21 protein-coding genes and 1 pseudogene are annotated in these 26,003 nt (G+C 69.9%); 9 read left to right on the top strand and 13 right to left on the bottom strand.

Features of this window, described 5'->3' with window-relative positions:
* Nucleotide 1: 1 nt before the first annotated feature.
* From Q0599_RS16765 to Q0599_RS16775, 3 genes are read left to right on the top strand one after another with little or no spacing between them, the layout of a single operon-like run.
* A complete protein-coding gene (locus Q0599_RS16765; RefSeq protein ID WP_298831723.1) occupies nt 2–700 on the top strand; it encodes an ATP-binding cassette domain-containing protein in 699 nt (232 codons plus the stop codon).
* The gene (locus Q0599_RS16770) at nt 697–1,971 is read left to right on the top strand and encodes an ABC transporter permease (RefSeq protein WP_298831724.1); all 1,275 of its coding nucleotides are present in this window, start codon (nt 697–699) and stop codon (nt 1,969–1,971) included. The genes Q0599_RS16765 and Q0599_RS16770 overlap by 4 nt, the downstream gene beginning before the upstream one ends.
* A 13-nt stretch (nt 1,972–1,984) precedes the next feature.
* The gene (locus Q0599_RS16775) at nt 1,985–2,551 is read left to right on the top strand and encodes a DUF3299 domain-containing protein (protein WP_298831726.1); all 567 of its coding nucleotides are present in this window, start codon (nt 1,985–1,987) and stop codon (nt 2,549–2,551) included.
* Between the two features lie 7 nt (nt 2,552–2,558).
* On the opposite strand, the gene Q0599_RS16780 is transcribed toward Q0599_RS16775, so the two are convergent.
* Complete coding sequence (locus Q0599_RS16780) at nt 2,559–3,326, bottom strand: sulfite exporter TauE/SafE family protein (protein ID WP_298831729.1); 768 nt, start codon at nt 3,324–3,326, stop codon at nt 2,559–2,561.
* Between the two features lie 17 nt (nt 3,327–3,343).
* Here Q0599_RS16780 and Q0599_RS16785 point away from each other — a divergent pair, with 17 nt between their 5' ends.
* Nucleotides 3,344–3,775, top strand: a complete 432-nt coding sequence (locus Q0599_RS16785) for a DUF1841 family protein (protein ID WP_298831731.1) — start codon at nt 3,344–3,346, stop codon at nt 3,773–3,775.
* An 8-nt stretch (nt 3,776–3,783) separates the two neighbouring features.
* On the opposite strand, the gene Q0599_RS16790 is transcribed toward Q0599_RS16785, so the two are convergent.
* From Q0599_RS16790 to Q0599_RS16800, 3 genes are all read right to left on the bottom strand, one after another.
* Nucleotides 3,784–5,820, bottom strand: coding sequence for an EAL domain-containing protein (locus Q0599_RS16790; RefSeq protein WP_298831733.1), 2,037 nt, complete (start codon nt 5,818–5,820; stop codon nt 3,784–3,786).
* A 166-nt stretch (nt 5,821–5,986) separates the two neighbouring features.
* Nucleotides 5,987–6,625 (bottom strand): response regulator transcription factor, encoded by a 639-nt coding sequence (locus Q0599_RS16795; RefSeq protein ID WP_298831736.1) that lies wholly within the window; start codon nt 6,623–6,625, stop codon nt 5,987–5,989.
* Nucleotides 6,622–7,767: a response regulator gene (locus tag Q0599_RS16800; RefSeq protein ID WP_298831738.1), complete on the bottom strand. Its 1,146-nt coding sequence runs from the start codon at nt 7,765–7,767 to the stop codon at nt 6,622–6,624. The genes Q0599_RS16795 and Q0599_RS16800 overlap by 4 nt, the downstream gene beginning before the upstream one ends.
* Before the next feature lie 538 nt (nt 7,768–8,305).
* Here Q0599_RS16800 and Q0599_RS16805 point away from each other — a divergent pair.
* The 3 genes and pseudogenes from Q0599_RS16805 to Q0599_RS16815 all read left to right on the top strand — a co-directional run.
* Nucleotides 8,306–9,997: pseudogene (locus Q0599_RS16805) on the top strand (chemotaxis protein CheA); the annotation flags it as partial.
* A 37-nt stretch (nt 9,998–10,034) separates the two neighbouring features.
* The gene (locus Q0599_RS16810) at nt 10,035–11,513 is read left to right on the top strand and encodes a methyl-accepting chemotaxis protein (RefSeq protein WP_298831741.1); all 1,479 of its coding nucleotides are present in this window, start codon (nt 10,035–10,037) and stop codon (nt 11,511–11,513) included.
* A gap of 35 nt (nt 11,514–11,548) precedes the next feature.
* Nucleotides 11,549–12,097: a chemotaxis protein CheW gene (locus Q0599_RS16815; RefSeq protein WP_298831745.1), complete on the top strand. Its 549-nt coding sequence runs from the start codon at nt 11,549–11,551 to the stop codon at nt 12,095–12,097.
* A 206-nt stretch (nt 12,098–12,303) separates the two neighbouring features.
* Here Q0599_RS16815 and Q0599_RS16820 read toward each other — a convergent pair whose 3' ends face one another.
* The gene (locus tag Q0599_RS16820; RefSeq protein ID WP_298831748.1) at nt 12,304–14,859 is read right to left on the bottom strand and encodes an FtsX-like permease family protein; all 2,556 of its coding nucleotides are present in this window, start codon (nt 14,857–14,859) and stop codon (nt 12,304–12,306) included.
* A gap of 152 nt (nt 14,860–15,011) precedes the next feature.
* Here Q0599_RS16820 and Q0599_RS16825 point away from each other — a divergent pair, with 152 nt between their 5' ends.
* Nucleotides 15,012–15,848: a class III extradiol ring-cleavage dioxygenase gene (locus Q0599_RS16825; RefSeq protein WP_298831753.1), complete on the top strand. Its 837-nt coding sequence runs from the start codon at nt 15,012–15,014 to the stop codon at nt 15,846–15,848.
* A gap of 6 nt (nt 15,849–15,854) precedes the next feature.
* Here the strand turns inward: Q0599_RS16825 and Q0599_RS16830 are convergent, their stop codons facing one another.
* Both Q0599_RS16830 and Q0599_RS16835 read right to left on the bottom strand, forming a co-directional pair.
* The gene (locus Q0599_RS16830; RefSeq protein WP_298831756.1) at nt 15,855–17,426 is read right to left on the bottom strand and encodes an ABC transporter substrate-binding protein; all 1,572 of its coding nucleotides are present in this window, start codon (nt 17,424–17,426) and stop codon (nt 15,855–15,857) included.
* A gap of 28 nt (nt 17,427–17,454) precedes the next feature.
* Entirely contained in the window at nt 17,455–18,552 is a 1,098-nt protein-coding gene (locus Q0599_RS16835; RefSeq protein ID WP_298831758.1) for a BMP family ABC transporter substrate-binding protein, read from the bottom strand.
* A 168-nt stretch (nt 18,553–18,720) separates the two neighbouring features.
* On the opposite strand from Q0599_RS16835, the gene Q0599_RS16840 reads away from it, so the two are divergent.
* Complete coding sequence (locus Q0599_RS16840; protein ID WP_298831760.1) at nt 18,721–19,026, top strand: hypothetical protein; 306 nt, start codon at nt 18,721–18,723, stop codon at nt 19,024–19,026.
* Here the strand turns inward: Q0599_RS16840 and Q0599_RS16845 are convergent.
* The 6 genes from Q0599_RS16845 to Q0599_RS16870 form a co-directional block, all read right to left on the bottom strand.
* Nucleotides 19,020–20,078, bottom strand: coding sequence for an adenosine deaminase (locus Q0599_RS16845; RefSeq protein ID WP_298831762.1), 1,059 nt, complete (start codon nt 20,076–20,078; stop codon nt 19,020–19,022). The two genes, Q0599_RS16840 and Q0599_RS16845, sit on opposite strands and share 7 nt — an antisense overlap.
* Nucleotides 20,079–20,157: 79 nt before the next feature.
* The gene (locus Q0599_RS16850) at nt 20,158–21,120 is read right to left on the bottom strand and encodes an aromatic ring-hydroxylating dioxygenase subunit alpha (protein ID WP_298832751.1); all 963 of its coding nucleotides are present in this window, start codon (nt 21,118–21,120) and stop codon (nt 20,158–20,160) included.
* Between the two features lie 85 nt (nt 21,121–21,205).
* Nucleotides 21,206–22,369: a BMP family ABC transporter substrate-binding protein gene (locus Q0599_RS16855; RefSeq protein WP_298831764.1), complete on the bottom strand. Its 1,164-nt coding sequence runs from the start codon at nt 22,367–22,369 to the stop codon at nt 21,206–21,208.
* 64 nt (nt 22,370–22,433) lie between these two features.
* Nucleotides 22,434–23,354 carry an ABC transporter permease gene (locus tag Q0599_RS16860; RefSeq protein ID WP_298831767.1) on the bottom strand — a complete coding sequence of 307 codons (921 nt, stop codon included), beginning with the start codon at nt 23,352–23,354 and terminating at the stop codon, nt 22,434–22,436.
* 1 nt (nt 23,355) lies between these two features.
* Nucleotides 23,356–24,462: an ABC transporter permease gene (locus Q0599_RS16865; RefSeq protein ID WP_298831772.1), complete on the bottom strand. Its 1,107-nt coding sequence runs from the start codon at nt 24,460–24,462 to the stop codon at nt 23,356–23,358.
* Entirely contained in the window at nt 24,449–25,975 is a 1,527-nt protein-coding gene (locus tag Q0599_RS16870) for an ABC transporter ATP-binding protein (protein ID WP_298831775.1), read from the bottom strand. Before Q0599_RS16870 ends, Q0599_RS16865 begins: the two co-directional genes overlap by 14 nt.
* Between the last annotated feature and the right edge of the window lie 28 nt (nt 25,976–26,003).

The raw sequence follows: 26,003 nt of genomic DNA on the forward strand, positions 1-26,003 counted from the left end.
CGTGATCGAGTTGCGCGCGCTCCGCTACGCCTGGCCACGCACCGGCCATGACTGCCTGGCCATCGACGCGCTGAGCGTCGGCGCCGGCGAGTTGCTGTTCCTGCACGGCCCCAGCGGCTGCGGCAAGAGCACGCTGCTGTCGCTGCTGGCCGGCGTGCTGCTGCCACGCGAGGGCACGGTGTCGCTGGCGGGGTGCTCCTGGGCGTCGCTGCCCGCTGCGGCACGCGACGCTCACCGTGCCGATCATGTCGGCTACCTGTTCCAGCAGTTCAACCTGCTGCCCTGGCTGAGCGTGGGCGAGAACGTGCTGCTCGGCTGCCGCTTCTCGCGCCTGCGCGCCGCTCGTGCCGCGCAGCGCAGCGGCTCGCCGGCCGGCCAGGCGCGATCGCTGCTGCAGCACGTCGGGCTGGCGCCGGCACTGTGGCCGCGCGCGGCGCGCGAGCTGTCGGTCGGCCAGCAGCAGCGTGTCGCCGCCGCTCGTGCGCTGATCGGCAGGCCCGAGGTGGTGATCGCCGACGAGCCGACCTCGGCGCTCGACGGCCCGCTGCGCGACGGCTTCATGGACCTGCTGATCGGCGAATGCCGCGACAGCGGCAGCACGCTGGTGTTCGTCAGCCACGACGAGCGCCTGGCCCGCCGCTTCGACCGGGCCGTGTCGCTGCCCGAGTTGAACCGGGCCGCCCAGGGGACCGCGACATGAGCGCGCTGCTGCGCCTGGCGGCTGCCAGCGGCTGGAACCGCCGCGGCACGCTGTCGCTGGTCGCGCTGTCGATCGCGCTGGCCACGCTGCTGCTGCTCACCTTCGAGCGCGTGCGCCTGGACGTGCGCGAGAACTTCGCGCAGGCGGTGAGCGGCACCGACCTGGTGGTGGGCGCGCGCACCGGTCCCGTCCAGCTGATGCTCTATGCGGTGTTCCGCCTCGGCGGCGCGACCAACAACATCCGCGTCGAAAGTCTGGCCGCGATCGCGCAGCACCGCGCGGTGGCCTGGGTGGTGCCGCTGTCGCTGGGCGATTCGCACCGCGGCTTCCCGGTGCTGGGCACGACGAGGGACTACTTCGAGCGCTTCCGCCACGGCGACAGGCAGCCGCTGGCGCTGGCCCAGGGCGCGCCCTTCAGCGGCGACCTCGACGGTCTGTACGGCGTCGTGCTCGGCGCGGAGGTGGCGCAGCGCCTGCACTACCGGCTCGGCGAGCGCCTCGTGCTCGCCCATGGCGGCGGCGCCCTGCCCGGCAGCGAGCACGCCGACAAGCCCTTCACCGTGGTCGGCATCCTCGCGCCCACCGGCACGCCGGTGGACCGCACGCTGCACATCAGCCTGCAGGCGCTGGAGGCGATCCACCTCGACTGGGCGGCCGGCGTGCCGATGAAGGGCGTCGCCATCCCCGCCGAGCAGGCCCGCAAGTTCGACCTCGAGCCGCGGCAGGTCACCGCCGCGCTGGTCGGCCTGAAGGGCCGCGCGGCAGTCTTCGCGGTGCAGCGCTTCGTCAACGAATACGAGGGCGAGCCGCTGATGGCGGTGCTGCCGGGCGTGGCGCTGGACGAACTGTGGAACGTCGTCGGCGTCGGCGAGAAGCTGCTGCTGGCGCTGTCCGGCCTGGTCGCGCTGGTCAGCCTGGCCGGGCTGGTCGCGACGGTGCTCGCCGGCCTGAACGAACGCCGTCGCGAGCTCGCGGTGCTGCGCGCCGTCGGTGCCGGGCCGCGCCACATGTTGCTGCTACTCTCCGCCGAGGGCCTGCTGGTCACGCTGTCCGGCGTATGGCTGGGCTGGCTGGCCAGCCTGGCGCTGATCAAGGGACTGGGGCCCTGGGTGCAGTCGACCTACGGCGTGGCGCTGAATCTCTCCGCGCCGAGCGCGTCGCAGTGGCAATTGCTCGCCGGGGTGCTCGCCGCCGGCGTGCTGGCCAGCCTCGTGCCGGGCCTGCACGCCTACCGGCTGTCGCTGTCCGACGGGCTCGCCCCGCGCAGCTGAACGAGGAAAACTCATGACGAAGACACTGCTCTCGATGCTCACGGCACTGGCCATCGCGCTGCCCACCGCCTGGGCCCAGGACAAGCCGGCCGCCAAGCCCGGCGCCGCGCGCGGCGCCCATGCCGAGATCACCTGGGACGAGTTGGTCCCTCCCGACTGGGATCCGCTCAAGCAATTCAAGGACATGAACTTCGGCGTGTTGAGCGACGCCGACCCGCGGGCCGCGGCGATGCTCAAGAAGATGCGCGAGGTGTGGGACAACGCGCCGGTCAACAACGCGATGGACGGCAAGGCGATCCGCATCCCCGGCTACGTGGTGCCGCTGGAGGAAGGCAAGAGCGGCATGACCGAGTTCCTGCTCGTGCCCTACTTCGGCGCCTGCATTCACTCGCCGCCGCCGCCGTCCAACCAGATCATCCACGTGCGGCCGCAGGAACCGGCCAAGGGCCTCAAGTCGATGGACACGGTGTGGATCGACGGCACGCTGCGCACGCTGCGCTCCGACACCTTCATGGGCACGAGCAGCTACCGGCTCGATGCGGTGGCGGTCGAGCGCTACGTCGAGAAGCCGTCGAAGTAGGCGGGCGTCACTTCAGGCCGTCGTAGAGCAGCTTCGCGCCGGTCAGCGCCATGCCGGCGTAGGCGAGGCGGTAGAACCAGCCGGGGTCGATGCGCTTCGTGGCCCACACGCCGAGCCACACGCCGATCGGTGCCAGCGGCATCAGCGCCAGCGAGGTGGTCATGTTGCGCAGATCGATCAGGCCGAGCCAGGCATAGGGAATCCACTTCGACAGGTTCACCGCAGCGAAGAACACCGCCGCGGTGGCGGCATAGCGCATCGGGTTCAGCCGCAGCGGCAGCACGTAGGCGTTGAACGGCGGGCTGCCCGCGTGGGCGACGAAGCTGGTGAAGCCCGAGGCGATGCCGAGCACGAAGCCCAGCGGCCTGCCCGGCGCCGGACTGTCGGCGCGCGGGGGGAACAGCAGCCGCTGCGCGAGGAAAAGCAGCGTGAGCGCGCCCACCACCGCCGCCACGGTGGCCGTGCTGAGCACGCCGAACAGCAGCGTGCCCACCACCGTGCCCAGCAGCCCCGCCGGCAGCAGCAGGCGCAGCAGGTCACGATCGCAGTGCCGCCACAGCTGCTGCAACCCGGTGGCGTCCATCACCAGCAGCAGCGGCAGCATGATCGCCGCCGCCTGAGGCACGGGGATCGCCAATGCCATCAGCGGCACCGCCAGCGAGCCGAAGCCGCCGAGGAAGCCGCTCTTGGACAGTCCCATCATCAGCACCGCCGGCACGGCGACGGCATAGAAGGCCGCGTCGTGGATCAGCGGCCAGGCGTTCCATGCCGTCATAGGGTGACAATTGTCGGATGTTTGCCCCTTCCCAGAATGACGTGCGTCGCTTCTTCTGCGACACCCAGCGCAAGCGCCGCTCGGGTGCGCCGCTCACGCCGATGGAGACGCTCGCCGCCGACTGGATCGCCGCGCACCCGGAGTACCACGCCGAGCTCGACGACGTCGACGCGGCGCTCGCCGCCGTCTACGACGTCGAGGGCGGTCGCACCAACCCCTTCCTGCACCTGTCGATGCACCTGACGATCACCGAACAGGTGTCGATCGACCAGCCGCGTGGCATCAAGCAGGCCTTCGGGCTGCTCGCCGCGAAGCGCGGCTCGGCGCACGAGGCGCAGCACGAGGTGATGGAGTGCCTCGGCGAGATGGTGTGGGCCTCGCAGCGCAGCGGGCTGCCGCCGGACGGCGAGCGCTACCTGGAGTGCGTGCGGCGGCGCGCGACGCGCTGAGGCCCCCGTCAGACGACCCTGAGCGACTCGCTGGCCAGAAGCGACTGCTGGCGCGTCTCCCCGAACAGCGAGTTGCGGAACACCGAGGATTCACCGCGGTCGCCCAGTGCCCACAGCAGGAGGTTGCGCGCCGGCATCGGCTTGGCGAACAGGTAGCCCTGCAGTTCGTCGCAACCCATCTCGGTGAGGATCTCCTGCTGACGCGGGTTCTCCACGCCCTCGGCGACCACCTTCAGGCCGAGCGCGTGGGCCAGCTTCAGCACCGCGTCGACGACCGCACGCGCGTCCGGGCTGTGCTCCAGATCCTGCACGAAGCTGCGGTCGATCTTCAATTCTTCGGCCGGCAGCTTGCGCAGGTAGGCCAGGCTCGAATAACCCGTGCCGAAGTCGTCGATCGACAGGTGCACACCGAGCTCGCCCAGGCGCCGGAAGGTCTCCTGCGTCGCGCGCGTGTCCTCCATCGCCGCCGACTCGGTGATCTCGCAGGTGAACAGCGAAGGACGGATCTTGTGGCGCTTGAGCGCCTCGGTGATGCGGTCGACGATGTCGTCCTGGCGCATCTGGTAGGCCGACAGGTTGATCGCCACGCGCATGCGCAGGCCCTTGTCGCGCCAGGCGCGTGCCTGCCGGCAGGCATCCTCGACGAGCCAGTCGCCCAGCGCGCCGATCAGCCCGGAGCGTTCGGCCAGCGGCACGAATTCGCCCGGCATCACCAGGCCCTGCTTCGGGTGGTTCCAGCGGATCAGCGCCTCGGCGGCGGTGACCTTGCCGCTGCGCGCATCGATCTTGGGCTGGAAGTACAGCTCCAGCTCGTTCTTCGCGATGGCCCGCTTGAGGTCACGCACCATCTCGAAGTTCCGCCTCGCGTCGTGGTCCATCTCCGGCGCGAAGAACGCATGGCGCGTGCCGCCGGCGCGCTTGGCGGCGTACATCGCCGCATCGGCACGAGGAATCAGCTTGTTCGCGCGGCATCCGTCCGGGTACAGCGCAATGCCCACCGAGCAGGAGATGTTGACTTCGCGCGTTTCCACCTTGTAGGGCCGGCTGAGGATCTCGATCAGCGCCTTTGCCACCTTGGCCACCGCCTCCTGCGAAGTGACGGCGGGCATGAGCAGCAGGAACTCGTCGCCGCCGACGCGCGCGGCCACGTCGGCACCGCGCGTGATGGAGCGCAGCCGCACACCCACCTGTTCGAGCACGCGATCGCCGCAGGCGTGTCCGAAGGTGTCGTTGACCGGCTTGAAGCCGTCGAGGTCGATGAACAGCACGGCGAGCTCGCCGCGCTTGGCGTCGCAGCGTTTGGCAGCCGCGACCAGGCGCTCCTCGAAGAATTGCCGCGTCGGCAAACCGGTGAGCGCGTCGGAGACCGGGCTGCGCGCGCTGCGTGGCGGGGTCTCGACGGCGTCTCCGCCGTGCTGCAGCACCGCGCACAGCACAGCCGCGACGACGGCGAGAACGCCGAGCACCGCCAACTCGTCCCAGGCGGTGACCGGCACGGCCGGGTCGTTGGCCAAGAAGCCGGTCAGTGCCAGCGCGACGACCGCCGACGCCGCCAGGGCCGATGTCGCGCGTGTCCAGGCGGCCAGTCGCGGTCGCTGCCACGGCACGTACAACGCGATGCAGGCCAGCGCCAGCGTGACGATGAGCACGCCTTCACCCACTGGCAGGTCAATCGGCGCATAGCGGAACAGCTCCGGCAGCAGCAGCATCGCGAAGGCATAGGCGGCCGACGCCGTCGCCGTGGCCGCGGCCAGCGCACCGGCGATCGAGCCCATCGCCCACGCCCGCGCCGTGATCAGGCCGAGGAAGGCCAACGCGAGTGCAGGCAGCCAGGCAAGCAGGGAAGGCATGCCTGAGGCGGCAACGAGCGTGCCTTCCACGCGCAGCGTGTGCGCCGGCCACCACAGGCCGCAGGCGACCAGCACTGCCGCGCCGCCGCGAATTGCCGTGGCCAGCGGTCGCGCACGGCGGTCGGCGAGCGCCGCCATGCCGGCAGCCAGCCACAGCAGCAGCGCGGTGACGACGAAACAGGCGGCAACGAGCATCGGGCGGGACGGACCTATGGGGTGGACAGAGGCGCGACACCGCAGGACCGGGCCGGCCTCGATCGCCATCTTCATGCCGATCTGTCCCGTCCCGGGTGCCCTGAGGCTCACCAAAGCGCCTCGGCCGTGACGCACGCCGCACCCGCGCGGACATGCCCCCCCTGAATCAGTGGCCGACCAGACCGTTGCGGATGGCGTAGACCGTCAGCTCGGAATTGTTCGCGAGCGACAGTTTCTCGAGCACGCGCGCCCGGTAGACACTGACCGTCTTCGGGCTGAGCTTGAGTTCCTCGGCGATGTCCGACAGCCGCTTGCCCGACGCGATCAGCACCAGGGTCTGCAGCTCGCGATCGGACAGCTTCTCGTGCGAGTTCTCCGCCACCGGCGCGGTGAGGCTCTCGACGAGCATCTGCGCGATCTCCGGCGTGACGTACTTGCGCCCCTGGCTGACGGTGCGCACCGCCGTGACCAGCTGGGCAGGGTCTCCACCCTTGTTGACGTAGCCGAAGGCGCCGGCGCGCAGGGCCCGGATGGCGTACTGGTCCTCCGGGTACATGGAGACGACCAGCACGCGCATCGGCAGTCCCTCGTCCTTGAGAACGTGCAGCACATCCAGGCCGCTTCGCCCACCGGGCAGGTTGATGTCCAGGACCAGCACGTCGCAACTCGTCGTGCGCAGCAAGGTGCGCAACTCGCCGTAGTCACCCGCCTCGCCGACCACCTCGATGTCCGGCGCGTCCGACAGCGTGTCGCGGATGCCGCGTCGAATCAGCGCATGGTCGTCGCAAAGAATGACCTTGATCACAGAGTGCCCCACTGTGAAGGATCGTCCGGCTCGTGGATGGAGGCCACCGGCATCGGCGCCGTCTCGAGTGACGGGTTCAAGGGTACCGAGAGTATCAGCGTCGTTCCGGCCGGGCCGCTGGACAGGTCGACCCATCCGCCCACCGTGCCGGCGCGCTCGTGCAGGCCGCGGATGCCGAAAGAGCGGGCCTTGGCGAGGTCCTGCTGCGACAGTCCACGGCCGTTGTCGCTGATTTCCAGCGACATCACGCCACCTGCCAGCGACAGGTCGATCTGCACGCGCGTGGCCCGGGCGTGCTTGGTGATGTTCGTCAGCGCCTCCTGCGCGGTGCGGTAGGCCACCAGCGGCACGCCGGCCGGCCATGGCGGCGTCTGGCCGGGAAGACGCAACTCGCACGGGATGCCGGTGCGCTTCTCGAAGCGCGACGCGATCCATTGCAGCGCCGCCACCAGGCCTTGCTCGAGGATGGCGGGGCGCAGGTTGTGCATGATGCGCTTGCTCGATTCGATCGCCAGCGTCACTGTCTCCAGGGCGGAGTTCACGCGCAGCCGCACGCCGTCATCGGTGGTGTGGCGGGCGATCCAGGCGAGGTCGAACTTGAGCGCCGTCAGCGAGCCGCCGACGTCGTCGTGGATCTCGCGGGCGATCGCCGCGCGCTCCTGCTCGATGCTGGTCTGCAGGTGCTGCGCCAGTTCGCGCAGGCGCTGCTTGGACTTCCCGAGCTCGCGGTCGGCTCGTTCGCGCGCATGGCGCGTCTCGGTGGCCTCCACCGCGTGCATCAGCGCCGGCACCAGCCGCGCCAGGTTGTTCTTCAGCAGGTAGTCGCTGGCACCGTTGCGCATCGCCGCCACCGCGGTGTCCTCGCCGATCTCGCCGGAGACCAGGATGAAGGGGATGTCGCGGCCACTGGCCTTGAGCAGGTCCAGGGCCACCAGGCCGGAGAAGCCGGGCAGGTTGAAGTCGGACAGCACGACGTCCCAGTCCTGCTCCAGCGCGGCAAGGAAGCCCGGCTCCGAATCGATGCGCAGCGCCTGCACCTCCAGACCGCCGCGGCGCAGGTGGGCCAGCGTCAGCTCGTGATCGAGCGGCGAATCTTCGAGGTGAAGCACGCGCAGCGCATGGTCGAGGAGCGGGACCGCCATGCGTGAAGTATGCCGCGCCTGCGCGAGGCAATCTGACCGGTTATTCGCGCCGACATCGCCCTTATGAATCCGGGGTCGCTGCCGAAAATGAACGCAGTCCCCGGCCCATGGTCGGGGTCAGCCTCTCTTGCGGAGCAACGATGCCAGACCGCCTTTCGACCGAACCTGGCGAGGACAGCCCCTTGCCACTGATGGCCGCGGCCGATCTCCAGGACAACCTGATGACGGCCTCCAACGACCTCGATCGCCTGCAGCGCCTGCTCAGCGACGCGAGCGAGGCGCTGCTCGGCCATTTCTACGGGGCGTCGGGGCAGCTCAATCACCTGCTGCACGTGATGGCGCACCACCCGGAGTTCGATGCGCGCCAGCTGCACGACGCGATGCAGCACATGGCCGGGGCGATCACCGCGATGCAGTTCCAGGACATGGCCTCGCAGCTGATTCATCACACCAACACGCGGCTGCGCAGCTGCGCGGACCGCCTGGCCGCCGAGAGCATGGGCGACGACGAGGACGGCGAGGCCGTGATCGAGTCGGCCCCGCTGCGGCCCCGACCGCTGCCGCGCCGGCAGCCGCCCCCGCGCCCGCCGCCCTCGCGACCTCGCCCGCCGCCCCGCAAGCGCGCCAGCTCGAGCTGCGCGTCGGCCCTCTGGAGCAGCCCGAGCAGGCCGACAACCTGATCAAGCTGTTCAAGGAGATCACCGACCTCGGCACGATCGAGCCGATCGACGGCGGCCAGTCGAGCGACGGCATGCGCCGCTTCAAGATCCTCACCACCAGCAACGACAGCGATCTGCTGGATCTGTTCACCTTCCACGTGCCGCGCGAGGCCGTCGCGCTGCTGCCGCTCGGCCCGGGCTACGGCTTCCACGCGGGCAACCCCGGCGCCCCCGCGGAGGAGGAGAACAACGATCCGGGCTACGGCTTCTTCGCCGAAGCCCCCGGCGCACCCGCGGCCGACGCCCAGCCTGCAGCGGGTGCCGCAGCGACGGCACCGGCCGCCGCCGCGCCCAAGCCCGCCGCGCGTCCCGCACCCAGGGCCGAAAGCTCGGTCGCTGCGGCACCCGAGGCATCGACGCTGCGCGTCTCCGTCGACAAGGTCGACCAGCTGATCAACCTCGTGGGCGAGCTCGTCATCACCCAGGCCATGCTGGCGCAGAACAGCAAGAGCGTTGATGCGGCGCTGTACCAGCAGATGGCCGCCGGACTCGCCGACCTCGAACGCAACACGCGCGACCTGCAGGAATCGGTGATGTCGATCCGCATGATCCCGATGTCGATCGTCTTCAATCGCTTTCCGCGCATGCTGCGCGACCTCGCCGGCAAACTCGGCAAGAAGGTCGAGTTCGTCACGCACGGTGAGGCCACCGAGCTCGACAAGGGCCTGGTCGAGAAGATCACCGACCCGTTGACCCACCTGGTGCGCAACAGCTGCGACCATGGCATCGAACTGCCGGCCGAGCGCCTTGCCAAGGGCAAGCCCGAGCACGGAACCATCACGCTGTCCGCCTCGCACCAGGGCGGCTCCATCGTCATCGAGGTGCGCGACGACGGGAAGAGCCTGTCGCGCGAGAAGCTGCTGAAGAAGGCACGCGAGAAAGGCATCGACGCGCCCGACTCGCTGGCCGACGCGGAGGTCTGGAACCTCATCTTCGCGCCCGGCTTCTCCACCGCTGAGGTGGTGACCGACGTGTCCGGCCGCGGCGTCGGCATGGACGTGGTGAAGAAGAACATCACCTCGCTGGGCGGCACGGTCGAGATCGATTCGGCCGAAGGCTACGGCATGAGCGCCAAGGTGCGCCTGCCGCTGACGCTGGGGATCATGGACGGCATGAGTGTCGGCGTCGGCGAGGAGTGCTACATCCTGCCGCTGTCTTCGGTGGTCGAGTCCTTCCAGGTGGAGCCTGGGATGATCCGCAGCATCGGCAACAGCGGCCGCGTGGTCGAAGTGCGCGACGAGTACATGCCCGTGCTCGAGCTCGAGCAGGTGTTCAACGTGCCTCGCTTCGACTTCGAGAACGTCAGCGCGATCATGGTCGTCGTCGAGGCCGAGGGCGGGCGCGTCGCCCTGCTCGTGGACGAGCTGCTCGGCCAGCAGCAGGTCGTGGTGAAGAACCTCGAAGCCAACTACCGCCGCGTCGACGACGTGTCGGGCGCCACCATCATGGGCGACGGGCGTGTCGCCCTCATCCTCGACATCGGCAGCCTGGTGCGCCGCTCGCGCCATTGATCGCCACGTGCGGCCTTCCTCTTCCACTCCGCCAACCATGAACCTGAACCAACTCAAACTCGGCGCGCGCCTGTCGCTCGGCTTCGGCGCCGTGCTCGCGCTCTCGGTCGTGATGGTCGCCATCGCCTTCTTCCGCCTGGCGAGCATCAGTACCGAACTCGGCCTCGCGCAGGAGTTCGAGCGCCGCGCCGGCGTCATGCCCGAATGGATGGGCAAGACGGATATGAACGTGATCCGCGCGCTGGCCATCGCCAAGTCGACCGGCCTGCCCGCGGTGGAGGCGCACTTCGCGCCGCAGATGAAGGAAACCTCGACGCAGATCAGTGCGCTGCAGAAGGACCTCGAGCCGGTGATCACGAGCGAGCGCGGCAAGGCGTTGCTGGCCGAGATCGGCGAGAAGCGCACGGCCTACATCGACATCCGCAAGCAGGTGGGCACGCAGATCAATCAGGGCGACCCCCTGGCGGCCGAGAAGACGCTCAACGAGAAGATGATGCCCGCCGCGTCCGCCTATCTCGAGGCGATGAAGCGGTTGAGTTCGTACCAGGCCGAACTGGCGAAGAAGAACATCGACGGGGTGCACTCGTCGATCGCCACGGCGAAGATGGTGCTGCTCGGCATGCTGCTGGCGAGTTTGGGCGTGGGCGCCGCGATGGCCTGGACGATCACGCGCTCGGTCACGCGGCCGCTGCACGATGCCGTGGCGGCGGCCGAGGTCATCGCCCGAGGCGACCTGACCCAGTCGGTCGGCTCCTCGGCACGCGACGAGCTCGGCGAGCTGCTGCGCGCCCTCGGTCGCATGCAGGAGTCGCTGCGCACGCTGGTCGGGCAGGTGCGGCCGAGCACCGACAGCATCGGCACGGCGAGCGTGCAGATCGCCAGCGGCAACCAGGACCTCAGCGCACGCACCGAGACGGCGGCGAGCAACCTGCAGCAGACCGCCAGCTCGATCGAACAGCTCGCCGGCGCCGTCGGCCAGAGCGCCGACTCGGCCCGCCAGGCCAACCAGCTGGCCGCCTCCGCCGCCGAAGTCGCCCAGCGCGGCGGCTCCGTCGTCTCCCAGGTGGTCTCCACCATGGACGAGATCAACGCCAGCTCCAAGAAGATCGCCGACATCATCGGCGTCATCGACGGCATCGCCTTCCAGACCAACATCCTCGCCCTCAACGCCGCCGTCGAGGCCGCCCGCGAGATCAAGGGCCTGATCGGCGCCTCCGTCGACAAGGTCGAGACCGGCTCCAAGCTCGTCGCCGACGCCGGCTCCACCATGAACGAGATCGTCGCCAGCGTGCAGCGCGTCTCCGACATCATCGGCGAGATCACCGCCGCCGCCGCCGAGCAAAGCGACGGCATCGGCCAGGTCAACACCGCCGTTACCCAGCTCGACCAGATGACGCAGCAGAACGCCGCCCTCGTCGAGCAGTCCGCCGCCGCCGCGGAAAGCCTCAAGGAGCAGGCCCTGCGCCTGAACCAGGTGGTCGGCACCTTCCGCGTCGAGACATCCGCCTTCGCCTGACCCATCCCCCTTCAGCCCAGCCCGCGAGACAACCCATGGACATGATCACCGACGCCCAGCACGTAGCCCAGCACGAATCCACCCGCGAGGCGACCCGGGCACAGACCCACGCCGGCGGCGAGTTCCTCACCTTCCGCCTCGGCGACGAGGAATACGGCATCGACATCCTGCGCGTGCAGGAGATCCGCTCCTACGAGCCGCCCACCCGCATCGCCAACGCCCCCGCCTTCATCAAGGGCGTGGTCAACCTGCGCGGCGTCATCGTCCCCATCGTCGACCTGCGCATGAAGCTCGGCTGCGCCAGCGCCGAGTACAACGCCTTCACCGTCGTCATCGTCCTCAACGTCAGGGGCCGTGTCGTCGGCGCCGTCGTCGACTCCGTCTCCGACGTGCTCGAGCTCCCCGCCGGCTCCATCAAGCCCGCCCCCGAACTGTCCTGCGCCATCGACTCCGGCTTCATCACCGGCATCGGCGCCGTCAGGAACGGCAACGGCGACGGCGCCAGCGAACGCATGCTCATCCTCATGGACATCGAGGCCCTCATGGCCAGCGCCGACATGGGCCTGATCGACCGGTCCCGCTGAGCCCCTCATCCTTGCAGGACGACGTCCACATGACCGCCCATGCCATCGCCCACGCCGATGCCGACACTTCGCTCGGCCGCACTGCCGACCTGATCATGCTGATCACGCTGGGCGCCTTCTCAGCCACTGCGCTGGCCATCGGCCAGTAGCAGGCGCTGGCGGCATTCCGCCTGGCCGCCAGCCCCGCCTGATCCGGGCCCGGACCGCTACTCCGCGGCTCGCCGCAAGGTCTCGACGACCGGGCGATTCAGCACCTCGCGCAGGCCCCACCATCCGGCGGCCAGCGCGAGCAGCGCCCCGGCCACGCCGCTGACCAGGGGCACCCATGGCGAAGGGTTCCAGCTGAACTCGAAGGCGAAGCGCGCGAGGCCCCAGCCCACCGCCATGGCGGCGAGCGAAGCCAGCACGCCGGCCAGCGCACCGACGCCGAGCAGCTCGGCACGCTGCACCTGCGCCAGCAGCCGGCCGCCGGCGCCCATCGCACGCATCACCGCGTACTCCTTGGCGCGCGCCTCGCGCGTGGCCGTCACCGCGGCGAACAGCACCACCAGCCCGGCGGCCAGCGTGAAGCCGAACAGGAACTCCACCGCACGGATCACCTGGTCGAGCACGCGCTGCACCTGCGCGATCGACGCCGACACATCGACGTTGGTGATGTTCGGGAAGTCGCGACTGAGCGCGTTGTCGAAGGCCGCACCCTGGTTCCTGCCGGCCGGTGCGCGGAAGGCAGCGATATAGGTCGCCGGCAGATCGGCCATCGCCGCGGTGGGGAAGAGGACGAAGAAGTTGACCCGCATCGAGCCCCAGTCCACCTTGCGCAGGCTCGTGATGCGGCCCTCGGCGGGCATGCCGGCGACGTCGAAGCGCAAGCTGTCGCCGAGCTGGAGGCCGAGCGACTTGGCCAGACCCTCCTCCACGCTGAGCGCGTTCGGCTCGTCGGCGACCCAGCGTCCGCCATCCAGTTGGTTGTGCTTCGGCAGCACGGCGGTGTGGCTGAGGTTGAACTCGCGGTCGACGAGGCGCTTGGCGCGCTCCTCGGCCATGTCCTCGGGGCGCACGCTCTTGCCGTTGATCGCCACCAGCCGGCCGCGGATCATCGGGTACCAGTCGTAGCGCTGGATGCCCGCCTGCTTCAGCCGCTGCTGGAAGGCCTCGCCCTGCTCGGGCTGGATGTTGATGACGAAGCGGTTCGGCGCATCGGGCGGGGTCGCCTGCCGCCAGCTGGCGATCAGGTCGGTGCGCAGCAGCACCAGCAGCACCAGCGCGAGCAGCCCGACGCTGAGCGCCGACACCTGCAGCACCGCGAACGCCGGCCGCGCGGCGATCTGCCGCGTGGCCAGCACCAGCCAGCGAGGAGCCCGCGAATCGGGCACGGCGCGCCGCAGCAGGCCCACCGCGCCCCAGGAGAACAACGCGAACAGCGCCACCGCCGCCGCAAAGCCGCCGACCGCGATGAAACCGAGCTTGAGGTCGCTGGACACCGCCATCAGCAGCGCGACGAAGCCCGCGGTGCCCGCAGCCAGCACCGCCAGCGAGGCCGGCTTGAGCGCGCCGACGTCGCGGCGGATGACACGCAGCGGCGGCACGCGCGCGAGCTGCAGCACCGGCGGCAGGCCGAAGCCGAGCAGCAGCGTCATGCCCACGCCGAGGCCGAACAGCGCCGGCCAGACGCCCGCTTCCGGCAGCGCGCCGTCGACCAGTCCCGCCAGCAGCCAGACGAACACATGGTGCACGGCGAAGCCCAGCACCACGCCCAGCGCGCTGGCCAGTGCCCCGACGCTGCCGAATTCGATCAGATGGAGCAGCGCGATGCGGCGCTGCGACTGGCCGAGCACGCGCAGCATGGCGCAGTCATCGAGGTGACGAGCGGCGAAGTCGCGCGCGGCGATACCCACCGCCACGGCGGCGAGCAGCGCGGCGAGCAGCGCCACGAGGTTGAGGAACATCTCGGCGCGATCCAGCGTCTGGCGCATCTCCGGCCGGCCCGAGGCGAGCGACTCGACACGGATGCCGCGCAGGTCGCGAGCCTTCAGCTCGGCCTCGGCCCAGCGCACGAACTCGCGCACCGGCGCGTCGCTGTTGCCGGGCGCGGCCACCGCCAGCCGGTAGGTCACCCGGCTGGCCGGCTGGATGAGGCCGGTGGCGGGCAGGTCGGCCTGGTTGAACAGCACCCGCGGCGCGAAACCGAGGAAGCCGGCACCGCGGTCGGGTTCGACGACGATGACCTTCACGATGCGCAGCGCGGCATCGCCGAGCAGCAGCGTGTCGCCGGGCTGCAGGCCCAGTGAACTCAGCACGGCGGCGTCCACCCAGACCGTTCCGGGCGCGGGCGCCGCGGCGACCTCGCTCTCGGCACCGCCGGGCTCGTCGGCCAGGCGCAGCTTGCCGCGCAGCGGGTAGCCGTCGGCCACCGCCTTGGCGGTGATCAGGCGCGTGGCGCCGCCCTTGTCGTCCGGCGCCCGCCCCATGCTCGGGAAGGTGGTGGTCAGCGCGCTGGCCAGTCCCAGTTCGCCGGCCTTGGCGGCAAAGGCCGCAGGCGCCGGCTGGTCGCTGGCGATGATGGCATCGCCGCCGAGGATCTGCCGCGCGTCGCGCGCCAGCCCGGTGTTGATGCGGTCGGCGAAGAAGGCCACCGCCGTGAGCGCCGCCACCGCCAGCATCACGGCGGCCACCAGCAGCCTCAGTTCGCCGGCGCGGAAGTCGCGCGCCATCTGGCGCCAGGCGAGGACGAACAGCGACGCGACCGCGGGTGTGGGATTCATGAGCGCCCGACTGTGCCACGAGTCCGCGCGGCGACCACGCCGTGCGGACTTGCGGGCGTCGTGCGGCCGGCGGCGCGGCCTTGCAGCCGCGCCGAATGCTGCATGCAATCCCCCTGATCTGCGGCAGCGCCCCGCGCAGGTCCAATCGAGGCATGGACACCCACCGCCTGCCTTCCATCTTCGTCTCCCACGGCTCGCCGATGATCGCGCTCGAGCCCGGCGCGGCCGGCGCCTTCATGAAGACGCTCGGACCCCGCATCGATGCCGCCTTCGGCCGGCCGCGCGCGATCCTGGCCGTCTCGGCCCACACGGCCGCGCGTGCGCCGGTCCTGCTGGCCGGCGCGCGCCACGAGGCGGTGTACGACTTCGGCGGCTTCGATGCCGCGCTCTCCACGCTGCGCTACGACGCGCCGGGCGCGCCGGCGCTGGCCGAACGCGTGGCCGCGCTGCTCGGCGCGGCCGGGCTGCCGGCGCACCTCATCCCGGAGGGCGGGCTCGACCATGGCATCTGGACGCCGCTGCGCTACGTCTACCCCGAGGCCGACGTGCCGGTTCTGCCGCTGGCTTTCGTGCCCAGCCAGACGCCGGCGCAGCAGTTCGCGCTGGGCGAGGCACTCGCGCCGCTGGCCGACGAGGGCGTGCTGCTGCTGGCCAGCGGCAGCATCACGCACAACCTGCGGCGCGTGTTCGCGCAGGGCTTGCGCGGGCCGGTCGATCGGCCGGAGATCCCGCAGAGCCAGGCCTTCCGCCACTGGCTGCTCGAGCACAGTGCCGCGCGCGACTGGGACGCGCTGTTCGACTACCGCGTCCGCGCACCGCATGCGGTGGACATGCACCCCACCGACGAGCACCTGTTGCCCTGGTACGTGGCCGCCGGCGCTGGCGGCCGCATGGCCGCACCGGTTCGCCTGCACGACAGCGTGACTTATGGCTCCCTCGGCATGGACGCCTATGCCTTCGGGCCGCAGGCGGCGCGGCTGCTCGGCTGAGCCCCCTCAGGGCATCGTCACCCAGCGCAGTTCGAGCACGTCGTTGGGCCACTGCACGAGCTCGATGCCCGGGCGCAGCGCCCAGTTGTGCCGGCGGCGGTACAGCGGGATCAGTGCCACGTCCTCTCGAATCAGCCGCAGCGCATCGCCAACCAGCGCGCGCCGCCGCGCCAGATCCGGCTCGACGCGGATCGCCTCGATGAGCGCGTCGTAGGCCGGGTTGGAGTAGCGCCCGCCGTTGAAGGCGCCGGAGAGCAGCCCGTCGTTCGTGCGCAGCAGGGTGTTGAGCACGAACCAGGGGTCGGGGCCGGGTGCCCAGCCGAACTCCATGAAGCTGCTCGTTGCCTGCGTCACCTTCGGGAAGAAGGTCGCCGCCGGCGCGGGCACGAACTGGACCCTGATGCCCACCTTCTCCAGCATCGCCGCGATCGCCTGGCAGGCCGCCGCGCGGTACGCCACGTTGACGCAGTCGAGCGTGACCGAGAAGCCGGCCGCATAGCCCGCTTCCTTGAGCAGCGTCCGTGCTGCCGAAGGGTCGAACTTCGGCCGTGGCTCCAGCGCCGGCACATGGCCGTCGACCAGCGGCGACAGCGCCGAGCCGGTGCTCACGCCCTGCCCGCGCAGCACCTGGCGCACGATCAGGTCGGTGTCGATGGCCTGCCAGACGGCCAGTCGAACGCGGCGGTCCTTGAACGGGTTGCGGCCGACCAGGCCCGAGCCGGGCAGCTCGGCGCGGTGCTGGTCAAGCGCGAGGTACTGCGTGCCGATGTCCGCGCTGCTGACCAGCTGGAGCGTCGGGTCGGCCTTCAGACGCGGCAGGTCCTGCAGTGGCGGGTCGAGCACCAGGTCGACCTGCTTCGACGCCAGCGCCGCCAACCGCGTGGCGTCGGAGGCGATGACGACGTACTCGGCGCCGTCGAGGTTGCCGCCCCCCACGGTCGTGCCGCGGCCCCACCAGTTCGGGTTGGCCTTGAGCACGGTGCGCGCGTCGGCCTCGTAGCGCTCCAGCACGAAGGGGCCGGTGCCGTTGGCGTGGCGCACCGCGTGCGTCTCCTGGCGCGCGTTGTAGTCCTGCGGCTGCAGCACCTTGTGCTTCTCGGCCCAGGGCCTGCTCAGCATGGCCACCAGCCAGAGCTTCTCGGGCAGCACGGCGTCCGGCGCCGAGGTGGCGATCTGGATCGTCGCGGCGTCGAGCTTGCGCACGCCGAGAATGCCGCGCAGCTGGTTGGCGCGCTGCGAGGTGCGCGACATGGCGCGCTCGATCGAGAACACCGCGTCGTCGGCCGTGAACGGCGCTCCGTCGTGGAAGCTCACGCCCTGGCGCAGCCTGAAGCGCCAAGCGGTCGGTGAGACGCGCTCCCAGCCGGTGGCCAGTGAGGGTTCCAGCCTGAAGTCGCGGCCACGGTTGACCAGACCCTCGTAGACCTGCGTGACCACGCGCGACTGGTATTGCAGCGACAGCGCATGCGGGTCCATCGACTGCGGATCGTTGGCGCTGGCGATGCGCAGCGTGCGCGCGCCGGCCGCGCCGGCGAAGGCCGCGATCAGCAGGCACGACACGGCGACGCGTCGCAGCATGGCTCGACTCAGGCAGGTGGTGACGCCTTCATTGTCCCGGCAAGCTGCCGACCACGCCAGCGGCGAGCCAGTTCATGCCGGCGATCGCCGCGTCGTCGAGCGCCCCCTTCGAGAGCCGCTCGCGGCCGGTGTTGTCGACGAGGCGGCCGGAGAAGGGCTTGAGCCGGCCGGCGACCACGTCCGCACGCTTCGCCTCGAGCTGCGCGCGCAGCTCCTTCGCCAGCGAGCCGTCGACTGCGCTGAGCTGCACCAGGCCATCCTTCATGCCGGCCCACACCGGCTGCGGCTTCCAGCGTCCGTCGAGCGCCGATTGCGCGACGCGCGTGTAGTAGCCGCCCCAGTGGTGCGTCACCGCGGCGAGTTGCGCATCCGGCGCGAAGGCGTGCATGTCGCTCTGGTAGGCGATGACACGCACGCCCTTGTCCTTGAACGCCGCCTGCGCCGCCTGCGGCACGGCCGGCGAGCCGCTGTGGTTGGTCAGCACGTCGGCACCCTGGTGGATCAGCGTCTGCGCCGCCTCGCGCTCGCGCGCCGGGTCGAACCAGGCATTCAGCCACAGCACGCGCAGCTGCGCGTTGGGATTGGCCTCGCGCATGCCGATGGCGAAGGCGTTGATGCCCTGCACCACCTCCGGCACCGGGAAGCCGGCCACGTAGCCGGCGATGCCGCTTCGGCTCGTCTTGCCGGCCAACCAGCCTGCGAGGTAGCGCGCCTCGTAGTAGCGCGCGTTGTAGGTGTTCAGGTTCGCCGCGGTCTTGTAGCCGCCGGCATGCTCGAATTTCACCTGAGGGAATTCGGCGGCCACCCGCAGCGCCGGCTCCAGGTAGCCGAAGCTGGTAGCGAAGATGAGTTGGTGGCCCTGGCGCGCGAGGTCGCGCATCACGCGTTCGGCGTCGGCGCCTTCGGCCACCGCCTCGACGACGGTGGTCTTTACGCGCGCGCCCAGCGCGCGCTCCATCTCGCGGCGGCCGAGGTCGTGCTGGTAGCTCCAGCCGGCTTCACCGACCGGGCTGACGTACACGAAGCCCACTTTCAGCGGCGGCGTCTGGGCGAGGCTGGCGGGGGTGACGAAGGAACTCAGCAACGCAGCGGCGAGCGCGGCCGCGCGGGCGAGGTTTTTGTACATGGTGTTCCTCTACATGGCTCCGGATGAAATGCACAAAGCGGCAGGGAGCACTGCCGCTTTGCAGCCACGATTGTCGCCGATGGATGCAGACCCAAGCCCACGGAGGGGCTACGGGCTACTTGCGAATGGGTCTCATTTGCGGCAAGATGGCGGCGAAGGAGAACGGCGATGCCCCTCACCCACCGAAACCTCACCGAAGAACACGAGTTGCCCAGCCTGGAAGCCGTGCTGGCCGGCACGCTGGCGCTGATGACCGGCTACGCGCAGGCCCTGCAGGCCGAGCTCCATCCCGAGCAGCGGCTGCTGATGGGCGCGAAGATCGGCCGCAACCTCGAGATGCTGGCATCGCACGTGGCGACGAGCGAGGCGTTCCAGCGCATCGCGCTCGGCCTGCGCGCACGCTGGCAGCTGATGAGCGCCCGCACCGCACAATCGGCTCCTTGCGCCTGCGCGGCCACGGCCACGGTTCACTGAGCCGCGGCCGCCTCCTCGAACGCCAGGTCGAGCTGGTGGATCCAGTGCGACTTGGCACCGGCATCGGCGAAGCTCGCCTCGAAGCTGTTGCGCGCCAGCGTGTAGGCCTCGCGCGCACCGAGCTGCGGCAGCGCTGCGAAGGTCTCGACGAAGTTCTGGCCGACGTAGCCGCCGAAGTAGGCCGGGTCGTCGGAATTGAGGGTCACCTTCAGGCCCGCCGCCAACAAACCCGGCAGGTTGTGCTCTTCGAGCCGCTTGAAGACGCAAAGCTTCACGTTGGACAGCGGGCACACCGTCAGCGGCACACGCTCCTTCACCAGGCGCTGAACCAGCAGCGGATCCTCCGCGCTGCGCACGCCATGGTCGATGCGCTCGACCTTCAGCACGTCGAGCGCACTGCGCACGTACGCCGGCGGCCCCTCCTCACCGGCGTGCGCGACCACGTGCAGCCCGGCCGAGCGCGCCCTCGCGAACACACGCGCGAACTTCTCCGGCGGATGGCCGCGCTCGCTGCTGTCCAGACCCACGCCGATGAAGTGCTGCTTGTGGGGCAGCGCCTCTTCCAGCGTGGCCAGCGCTTCGTCTTCGCTGAGGTGGCGCAGGAAGCACAGGATGAGTTTCGCGCTGATGCGCAGTTCCTGGTGGGCACGCCGGCAGGCGTGCTCGAGGCCCTGGATCACCGTGGTGAAGGGCACGCCGCGCGACGTGTGCGTCTGCGGGTCGAAGAAGATCTCGACGTGCAGCACGTTGTCGGCTGCGGCGCGTTCGAGGTAGGCCCAGGCCATGTCGAAGAAGTCCTGCTCCTTGAGCAGCACGCTGGCGCCGGCGTAGTAGATGTCCAGGAAGCTCTGCAGGTCGCTGAATGCGTAGGCGGCACGCAATGCCTCCACGCTCGCATACGGCAGATGCACGCCGTTGCGTTGCGCCAGCCTGAAGATCAGGTCGGGCTCGAGCGAGCCCTCGATGTGCAGATGCAGCTCGGCCTTCGGCATGGCGCGCAGCAAGGCGGGCAGGCGCTCGCGGGGAATCTTGTCGAACGCGGTGAAGGTCATGTCAGGACTCCCGCCGGGCCGCCCCAAGGGAGGCCAGCGCCCCCTCGGGGGGCAGCGAACGAAGTGAGCTTGGGGGGTTTCATTGGACAACTCCGAAGGTGATGCCAGCCTCCCTCAGGAAGCGGCGGTAGGCCGCCGAGCTGCGGTCGGCGGCGCAATGGACCTCGCCGCGCGTCAGCGGAAGCCGCCGGGGAGACTGCGACTCGAGCACCGGCTGGTCCTGGGTGAAGATGGTGTGCTGGAAGGCGCGCAGATCCTCGTCGGACGAGTCGAAGTCCGTCAACGCCATGCGGAACCAGACCCGGCTGCGCTCCTCGTCGACCGGGCAGACGAACAGCGCGATCTCGTCGCGGTAGCCGTCCTGGCGCTGCGGCAGCTTGGTCAGCACCGCCGCATAGGGCGCGGTGACCTCGTAGCGGTAGTCGACCCAGCTGCCTTCGGCGGCCAGGCGGTTGCTCTGCGGCTGCCAGGCGCGACAGCCCTGCGCCACGAAGCCGGTGGCCGTCGGCTCGATGCGGTAGTCGGCCAGCGCCGTGTGGCCGCGGTCGCCCAGCCAGCCCTCGTGCACGAAGCCGAAATGCGCCAGGTCGAGGAAGTTCTCGACGATGCGCGGCGCACTTGCCGCCACGTCGTAGGGGCCGACGTTGAGCTTGCGCAGCCGCGCATCGCCTTCGGCGTCGAAGCGCGGCAGCACCGCGTCAGCGTCGAGGTGCAGCCAGAGCAGCCCGTGGGCCTCGCCCAGCAAGGACACGGCGAGGCCGTGCGAGGCCGGCGGCGTGAACCCGGGTAGCGCAGGAATGTCGACGCAGCGGCCGGCGGCGTCGAAGCGCCAGCCATGGTACGGGCACTCGATCTGCCCGTCGCAGACACGGCCGAGCGAGAGGCGCGTGCCGCGGTGCGGGCAGCGGTCGCGGGCGGCACGCGGCTGGCCGTCGCCGTCGCGCCAGAGCACGAACTCCTCGCCGAGCAGCCGCACCGCGACCGGCGCCTCGCCCAGGCTCGGCGCGTCGAGCACCGGGTGGGCAAAGCGCCGTTCCGCCATCATGGCCGGCCAGCGGCGGGCCGCCCCAAGCGGCCGGCCGGTCCCCGCGGGGGGCGGACGCGGTACGCCGCGGCCGGGGGCACCATCACTTGTCGCCGGGCACCTTGCCCTCGACGCCCTTGACGTAGAACTTGATGCCGCCGAGCCACTTGTCGTCGGCGACCTCGTCCTTCTTCAGCAGTTCCTTGCCGTCCTGGCCGACGATCGGGCCCTTCCAGATCGCGAAGCTGCCGTCCTTCAGGCCGGCCTTGACCGCCTCGACCTTGGCCTTGACCTCGGCGGGCACCTTGTCCGAGATCGACACGATGTCGATCGTGCCCTCCTTGACGCCCCACCAGGAGGCTTCGTTGCCCTTCCAGGTGCCTTCCAGGGCGTCGCGCGTGGCCTTGATGTAGTACGGACCCCAGTTGATGATCGCCGAGGCCAGGTGCGCCTCGGGCGAGTACGCGCTCATGTCGCTATCCCAGCCGAAGGCGAACTTCTTCGCCTTGCCGGCCGTCTGCAGAACGGCCGAGGAGTCGGTGTTCTGGAACAGCACGTCGGCGCCGCCGTTGAGCAGCGACTGCGCGGCTTCGGTTTCCTTGGGCGGGTTGAACCATTCGTTGACCCAGACCACCTTGGTCTTGATCTTCGGGTTTACCGACTGCGCGCCCATTGTGAAGCTGTTGATGTTGCGGATCACTTCGGGGATGGGGATCGAGCCGACCACGCCCAGCGTGTTCGTCTTGGTCATGCCCCCGGCGATGATGCCGGCCATGTAGGCGCCCTCGTAGGTGCGGCTGTCGTAAGTGCGCATGTTGTCGGCCTGCTTGTAGCCGGTGGCATGCTCGAACTTGACGTCCTTCATGTCGGCCGCGACCTTCAGCATCGGCTCCATGTAGCCGAAGGTGGTGCCGAAGATCAGCGTGTTGCCCTGGCCGGCCATGTCGCGGAACACGCGCTCGGCGTCGGCCGCCTCGGGGACCTTCTCGACGAAGCTGGTGACGACCTTGTCGCCGAACTCGGCCTCGACCGCCTTGCGGCCGTTGTCGTGCGCGAAGGTCCAGCCGCCATCGCCCACCGGGCCGACGTAGGCGAAGGCGATCTTCAGCGGCTCGGGCTTGGCCGGTGCGGCGGCCACCGGCGACGCAGCCGGTGCCGCAGCGGGCGGAGCCTCTTCCTTCTTGCCGCAGCCGGCCAGGGCCGCGAGCGCGGCGACGGAGCTCCAGCCGGCCAGTTTGATCAGGGAACGCTTGCTCTTGGACGTCATGTCGTCTCCAGGTTGGGTGCGAGTCGCAGAGGTGGACGATCGAAGCGCGGAATTATGGTTCAGCTCACGATCCGGGAAAGAAGGGCTTGCCGATGGACGCCGGCATGTTCACCTTGATGAAGTTGGCATTGCGCGAGATCAGCACCAGCACCACGATGGTGGCCACGTAGGGCAGCATGGTGAGGAACTGGCTGGGAATCTGCACGCCTTCTCCTTGCAGGTGGAACTGCAGCATCGTCACGCCGCCGAACAGGTAGGCGCCGAGCAAGACACGTGCCGGTCGCCAGGTCGCGAAGGTGGTGAGCGCCAGCGCGATCCAGCCCTTGCCGGCGATCATGCCCTCCACCCACAACGGCGTGTAGATCACCGAGATGTAGGCGCCGGCGACGCCGCACAGCGCACCGCCCACCACCACCGCGAGCAGCCGGATCCTGCGCACGGGGTAGCCGAGCGCATGCGCCGACTCGGGCGATTCGCCCACGGCACGCAGCACCAGGCCGGCGCGCGAGCGGTAGAGGAACCAGGCGAGCGCGACGGTGAGCAGCACGGCGAGGTAGACCATCGGGTGCTGCCTGAAGACCGCCGGGCCGACGAACGGGATGTCGGACAGGAAGGGGACGTCGAAATGTGTGCGCTCGGTGAGCTTTTCCTGGGTGTACTTGATGCCCGCGAAGGCCGAGAAGCCGGCGCCGAACAGGCTCAGCGCCAGCCCCGTGGCGTATTGGTTGGTGTTGAGCCAGATGACCAGCACGCCGAAGGCGGCGGCCAGCAGCGCGCCGGCGGTCGCGCCCGCGCCGAAGGCCAGCCAGTCGCTGCCGGTGTGCACCGCGGTGGCAAAGCCGGCGATGGCCGCCACCAGCATCATGCCTTCGGCGCCGAGGTTGACGATGCCGGCGCGTTCGTTGATGAGAAGGCCGAGTGCGGCGATGGCCAGCACGGTGCCGGCATTGAACGTGGCGGCGAGCAGGAGGGCGAAGGATTCCATCTCAGGCCTCCTTGGGGTGCTGGGCAACGACGGGCTGGGTCCGCTTCGGTGCGGTCGCCTTCCAGCGCACGCGATAGTGGATCAGCGTGTCGCAGGCCAGCAGGGTGAACAGCAGCAGCCCCTGGAACACGCCGGTGAGCGATTTCGGCAGGCCCAGCCGCGACTGTGCCAGCTCGCCGCCGATGTAGAACATGCTCATCAGGATGGCCGCGAAGATCGCGCCCACCGGGTGCAGCCGGCCGACGAAGGCGACGATGATCGCCGCGAAGCCGTAGCCGGCCGGCACATGCGGCGTGAGCTGGCCAAGCGGTCCGGCCGCCTCCAGCGCGCCGGCCAGGCCGGCCATGCCGCCCGAGATCAGCAGCGCCGTCCACAAGGCCTTGCGCGACGAGAAGCCGGCATAGCGCGCCGCCGCCGGCGCCAGACCGCCCACCTGCAGCTGGAAGCCGGCGTAGGTGCGGAACAGCAGCACCCAGAAGGCCAGCACCGCGAACAGCGCGATGAGCAGGCCGACGTTGACGCGGAAGCCGTCGACCAGCCGCGGCACCTGCGTGCTTTTCAGGAAGGTGATGGTCTGCGGGAAGTTGTAGCCCGCCGGGTCCTTCCACGGGCCGTAGACCAGGTAGCTCAGCACCATCTCGGCGATGTAGACCATCATCAGGCTGACGAGGATCTCGCTGGCGTTAAAGCGGTCGCGCAGCAGCGCCACGATGCCGGCCCACGCCATGCCGCCGGCGATGCCGGCGAGCAGCACCAGCACCACAATCCAGCGGCCGGTCTCCGGCGTCGCCTGCATCGCCACGCCGCTGGCGACGATGGCGCCGACCACGAACTGGCCTTCGGCGCCGATGTTCCACACGTTGGAGCGGAAGCACACGGCCAGGCCCAGTGCGATGAGCAGCAGCGGCGTGGCCTTCATCGCCAGCTCGGACAACGCATAGGCGCTCTTCACCGGCTCGACGAAGAACACCTGCAGGCCGCGCAGCGGATCCTTGCCGAGGGCGAGGAAGAGCAACGTGCCGATGACCACCGTGATCGCCAGCGCCAGCAGCGGCGAGGCGACGGACATGAACTTCGACGCCTCGGGGCGGGCTTCAAGCTTGAGCATGGTCGGCCTCCTTCGCGGTCGCCTTGTTCCACAGGCCGCTCATCCACTCGCCGATCATCTCGATGGTCGCCTGCGACGTGGCGATGCTCGGCGACACCCTACCCTGCGCGATGACGACGAGCCGGTCGCAGATCTCGAACAGCTCGTCGAGCTCCTCGCTGACGACGAGCAGTGCGCAGCCTTTGTCGCGCAGGGCGAGCAGCTCGGCGCGGATCTGCGCGGCCGCACCCACGTCCACGCCCCAAGTGGGTTGCGAGACGATCAGCAGCCTGGGGTCGGCATCGATCTCGCGGCCGACGATGAACTTCTGCAGGTTGCCGCCGGACAGGCTCTTCGCGGCGGCGCCGGGGCCGCCGGCCTTGACGTTGAAGCGCCTGATCAGGTCTTCGGCCAGCGTCTTCACCTCGCTGGTGCGGATCCATCCGGAACGCGCCACCGTGCCGGTGCGCGTGAGCAGCGTGTTGGCGGCGAGAGAGAGCGTGGGCACGGCCCCGCGGCCGAGGCGCTCCTCGGGCACGAAATGCAGTCCTTCCTTGCGGCGCTTGCGCGGCGAGTCGCGCGTGATGTCCTGGCCGAACAGCCTGATCGAGCCGCCCGGCGCGCGCGGGTCCTCGCCGGAAAGCGCCGCCATCAGCTCCTGCTGGCCGTTGCCGGAGACGCCCGCGATGCCGACGATCTCGCCGGCGCGCACCTCGAAGCCGATGTCGGACAGCGCGGTGGCGAAGGGGTCGGCCTTGGGGACGCTGAGGCCCTTGACATCCAGCACCACGTCGCCGAGCCTGGCCTGGATGTGCTGCAGTTGCGGCGGCTCGGCGCCGATCATCAGGCGCGACAGGCTGGCATTGGTCTCCTGCGTCGGATCCACCTCGCCGGTGACCTTGCCGCCGCGCAGCACCGTGCAGTGGTGGCACAGCGCGCGGATCTCGTCGAGCTTGTGGCTGATGTAGAGGATGGAGCAGCCTTCGTCGGCGAGCTTGCGCAGCGTGACGAACAGCCTGTGCACCGCCTGCGGCGTCAGCACCGAGGTCGGCTCGTCGAGGATGAGCAGCTTGGGATTCGTCAGCAGCGCGCGCACGATCTCGACGCGCTGGCGCTCGCCGACCGAGAGCGTGTGCACCGGGCGCACGGGGTCGACGTCGAGGCCGTAGTCCTTGGCCACCTTGCCGATGCGTGCGCTGACCTCGGCCAGCGAGAGGCTCTTGTCCAGCCCCAGCCAGACGTTCTCGGCCGCGCTGAGCGTGTCGAAGAGGCTGAAGTGCTGGTAGACCATGCTGATGCCCAGCGCGCGCGCCTGCGCCGGCGAAGCGATCTGCACGGCCTGGCCGTTCCAGCGGATCTCGCCCTCGTCGGGACGGACCGCGCCGTAGATCATCTTCATCATGGTCGACTTGCCCGCGCCGTTCTCGCCCAGCACGGCGTGGATCTCGCCGGGCTTGACGCGCAGGTTGACACGGTCGTTGGCCTTGACCGCCGGGTACTGCTTGCTGATGTCGACCAGTTCGAGGCGCAGCATGTCTCCTCCTTCTTCTGCCGGGGCGCGG

The organism is uncultured Piscinibacter sp. (assembly GCF_937952055.1).
Taxonomy (GTDB): domain Bacteria; phylum Pseudomonadota; class Gammaproteobacteria; order Burkholderiales; family Burkholderiaceae_C; genus Piscinibacter.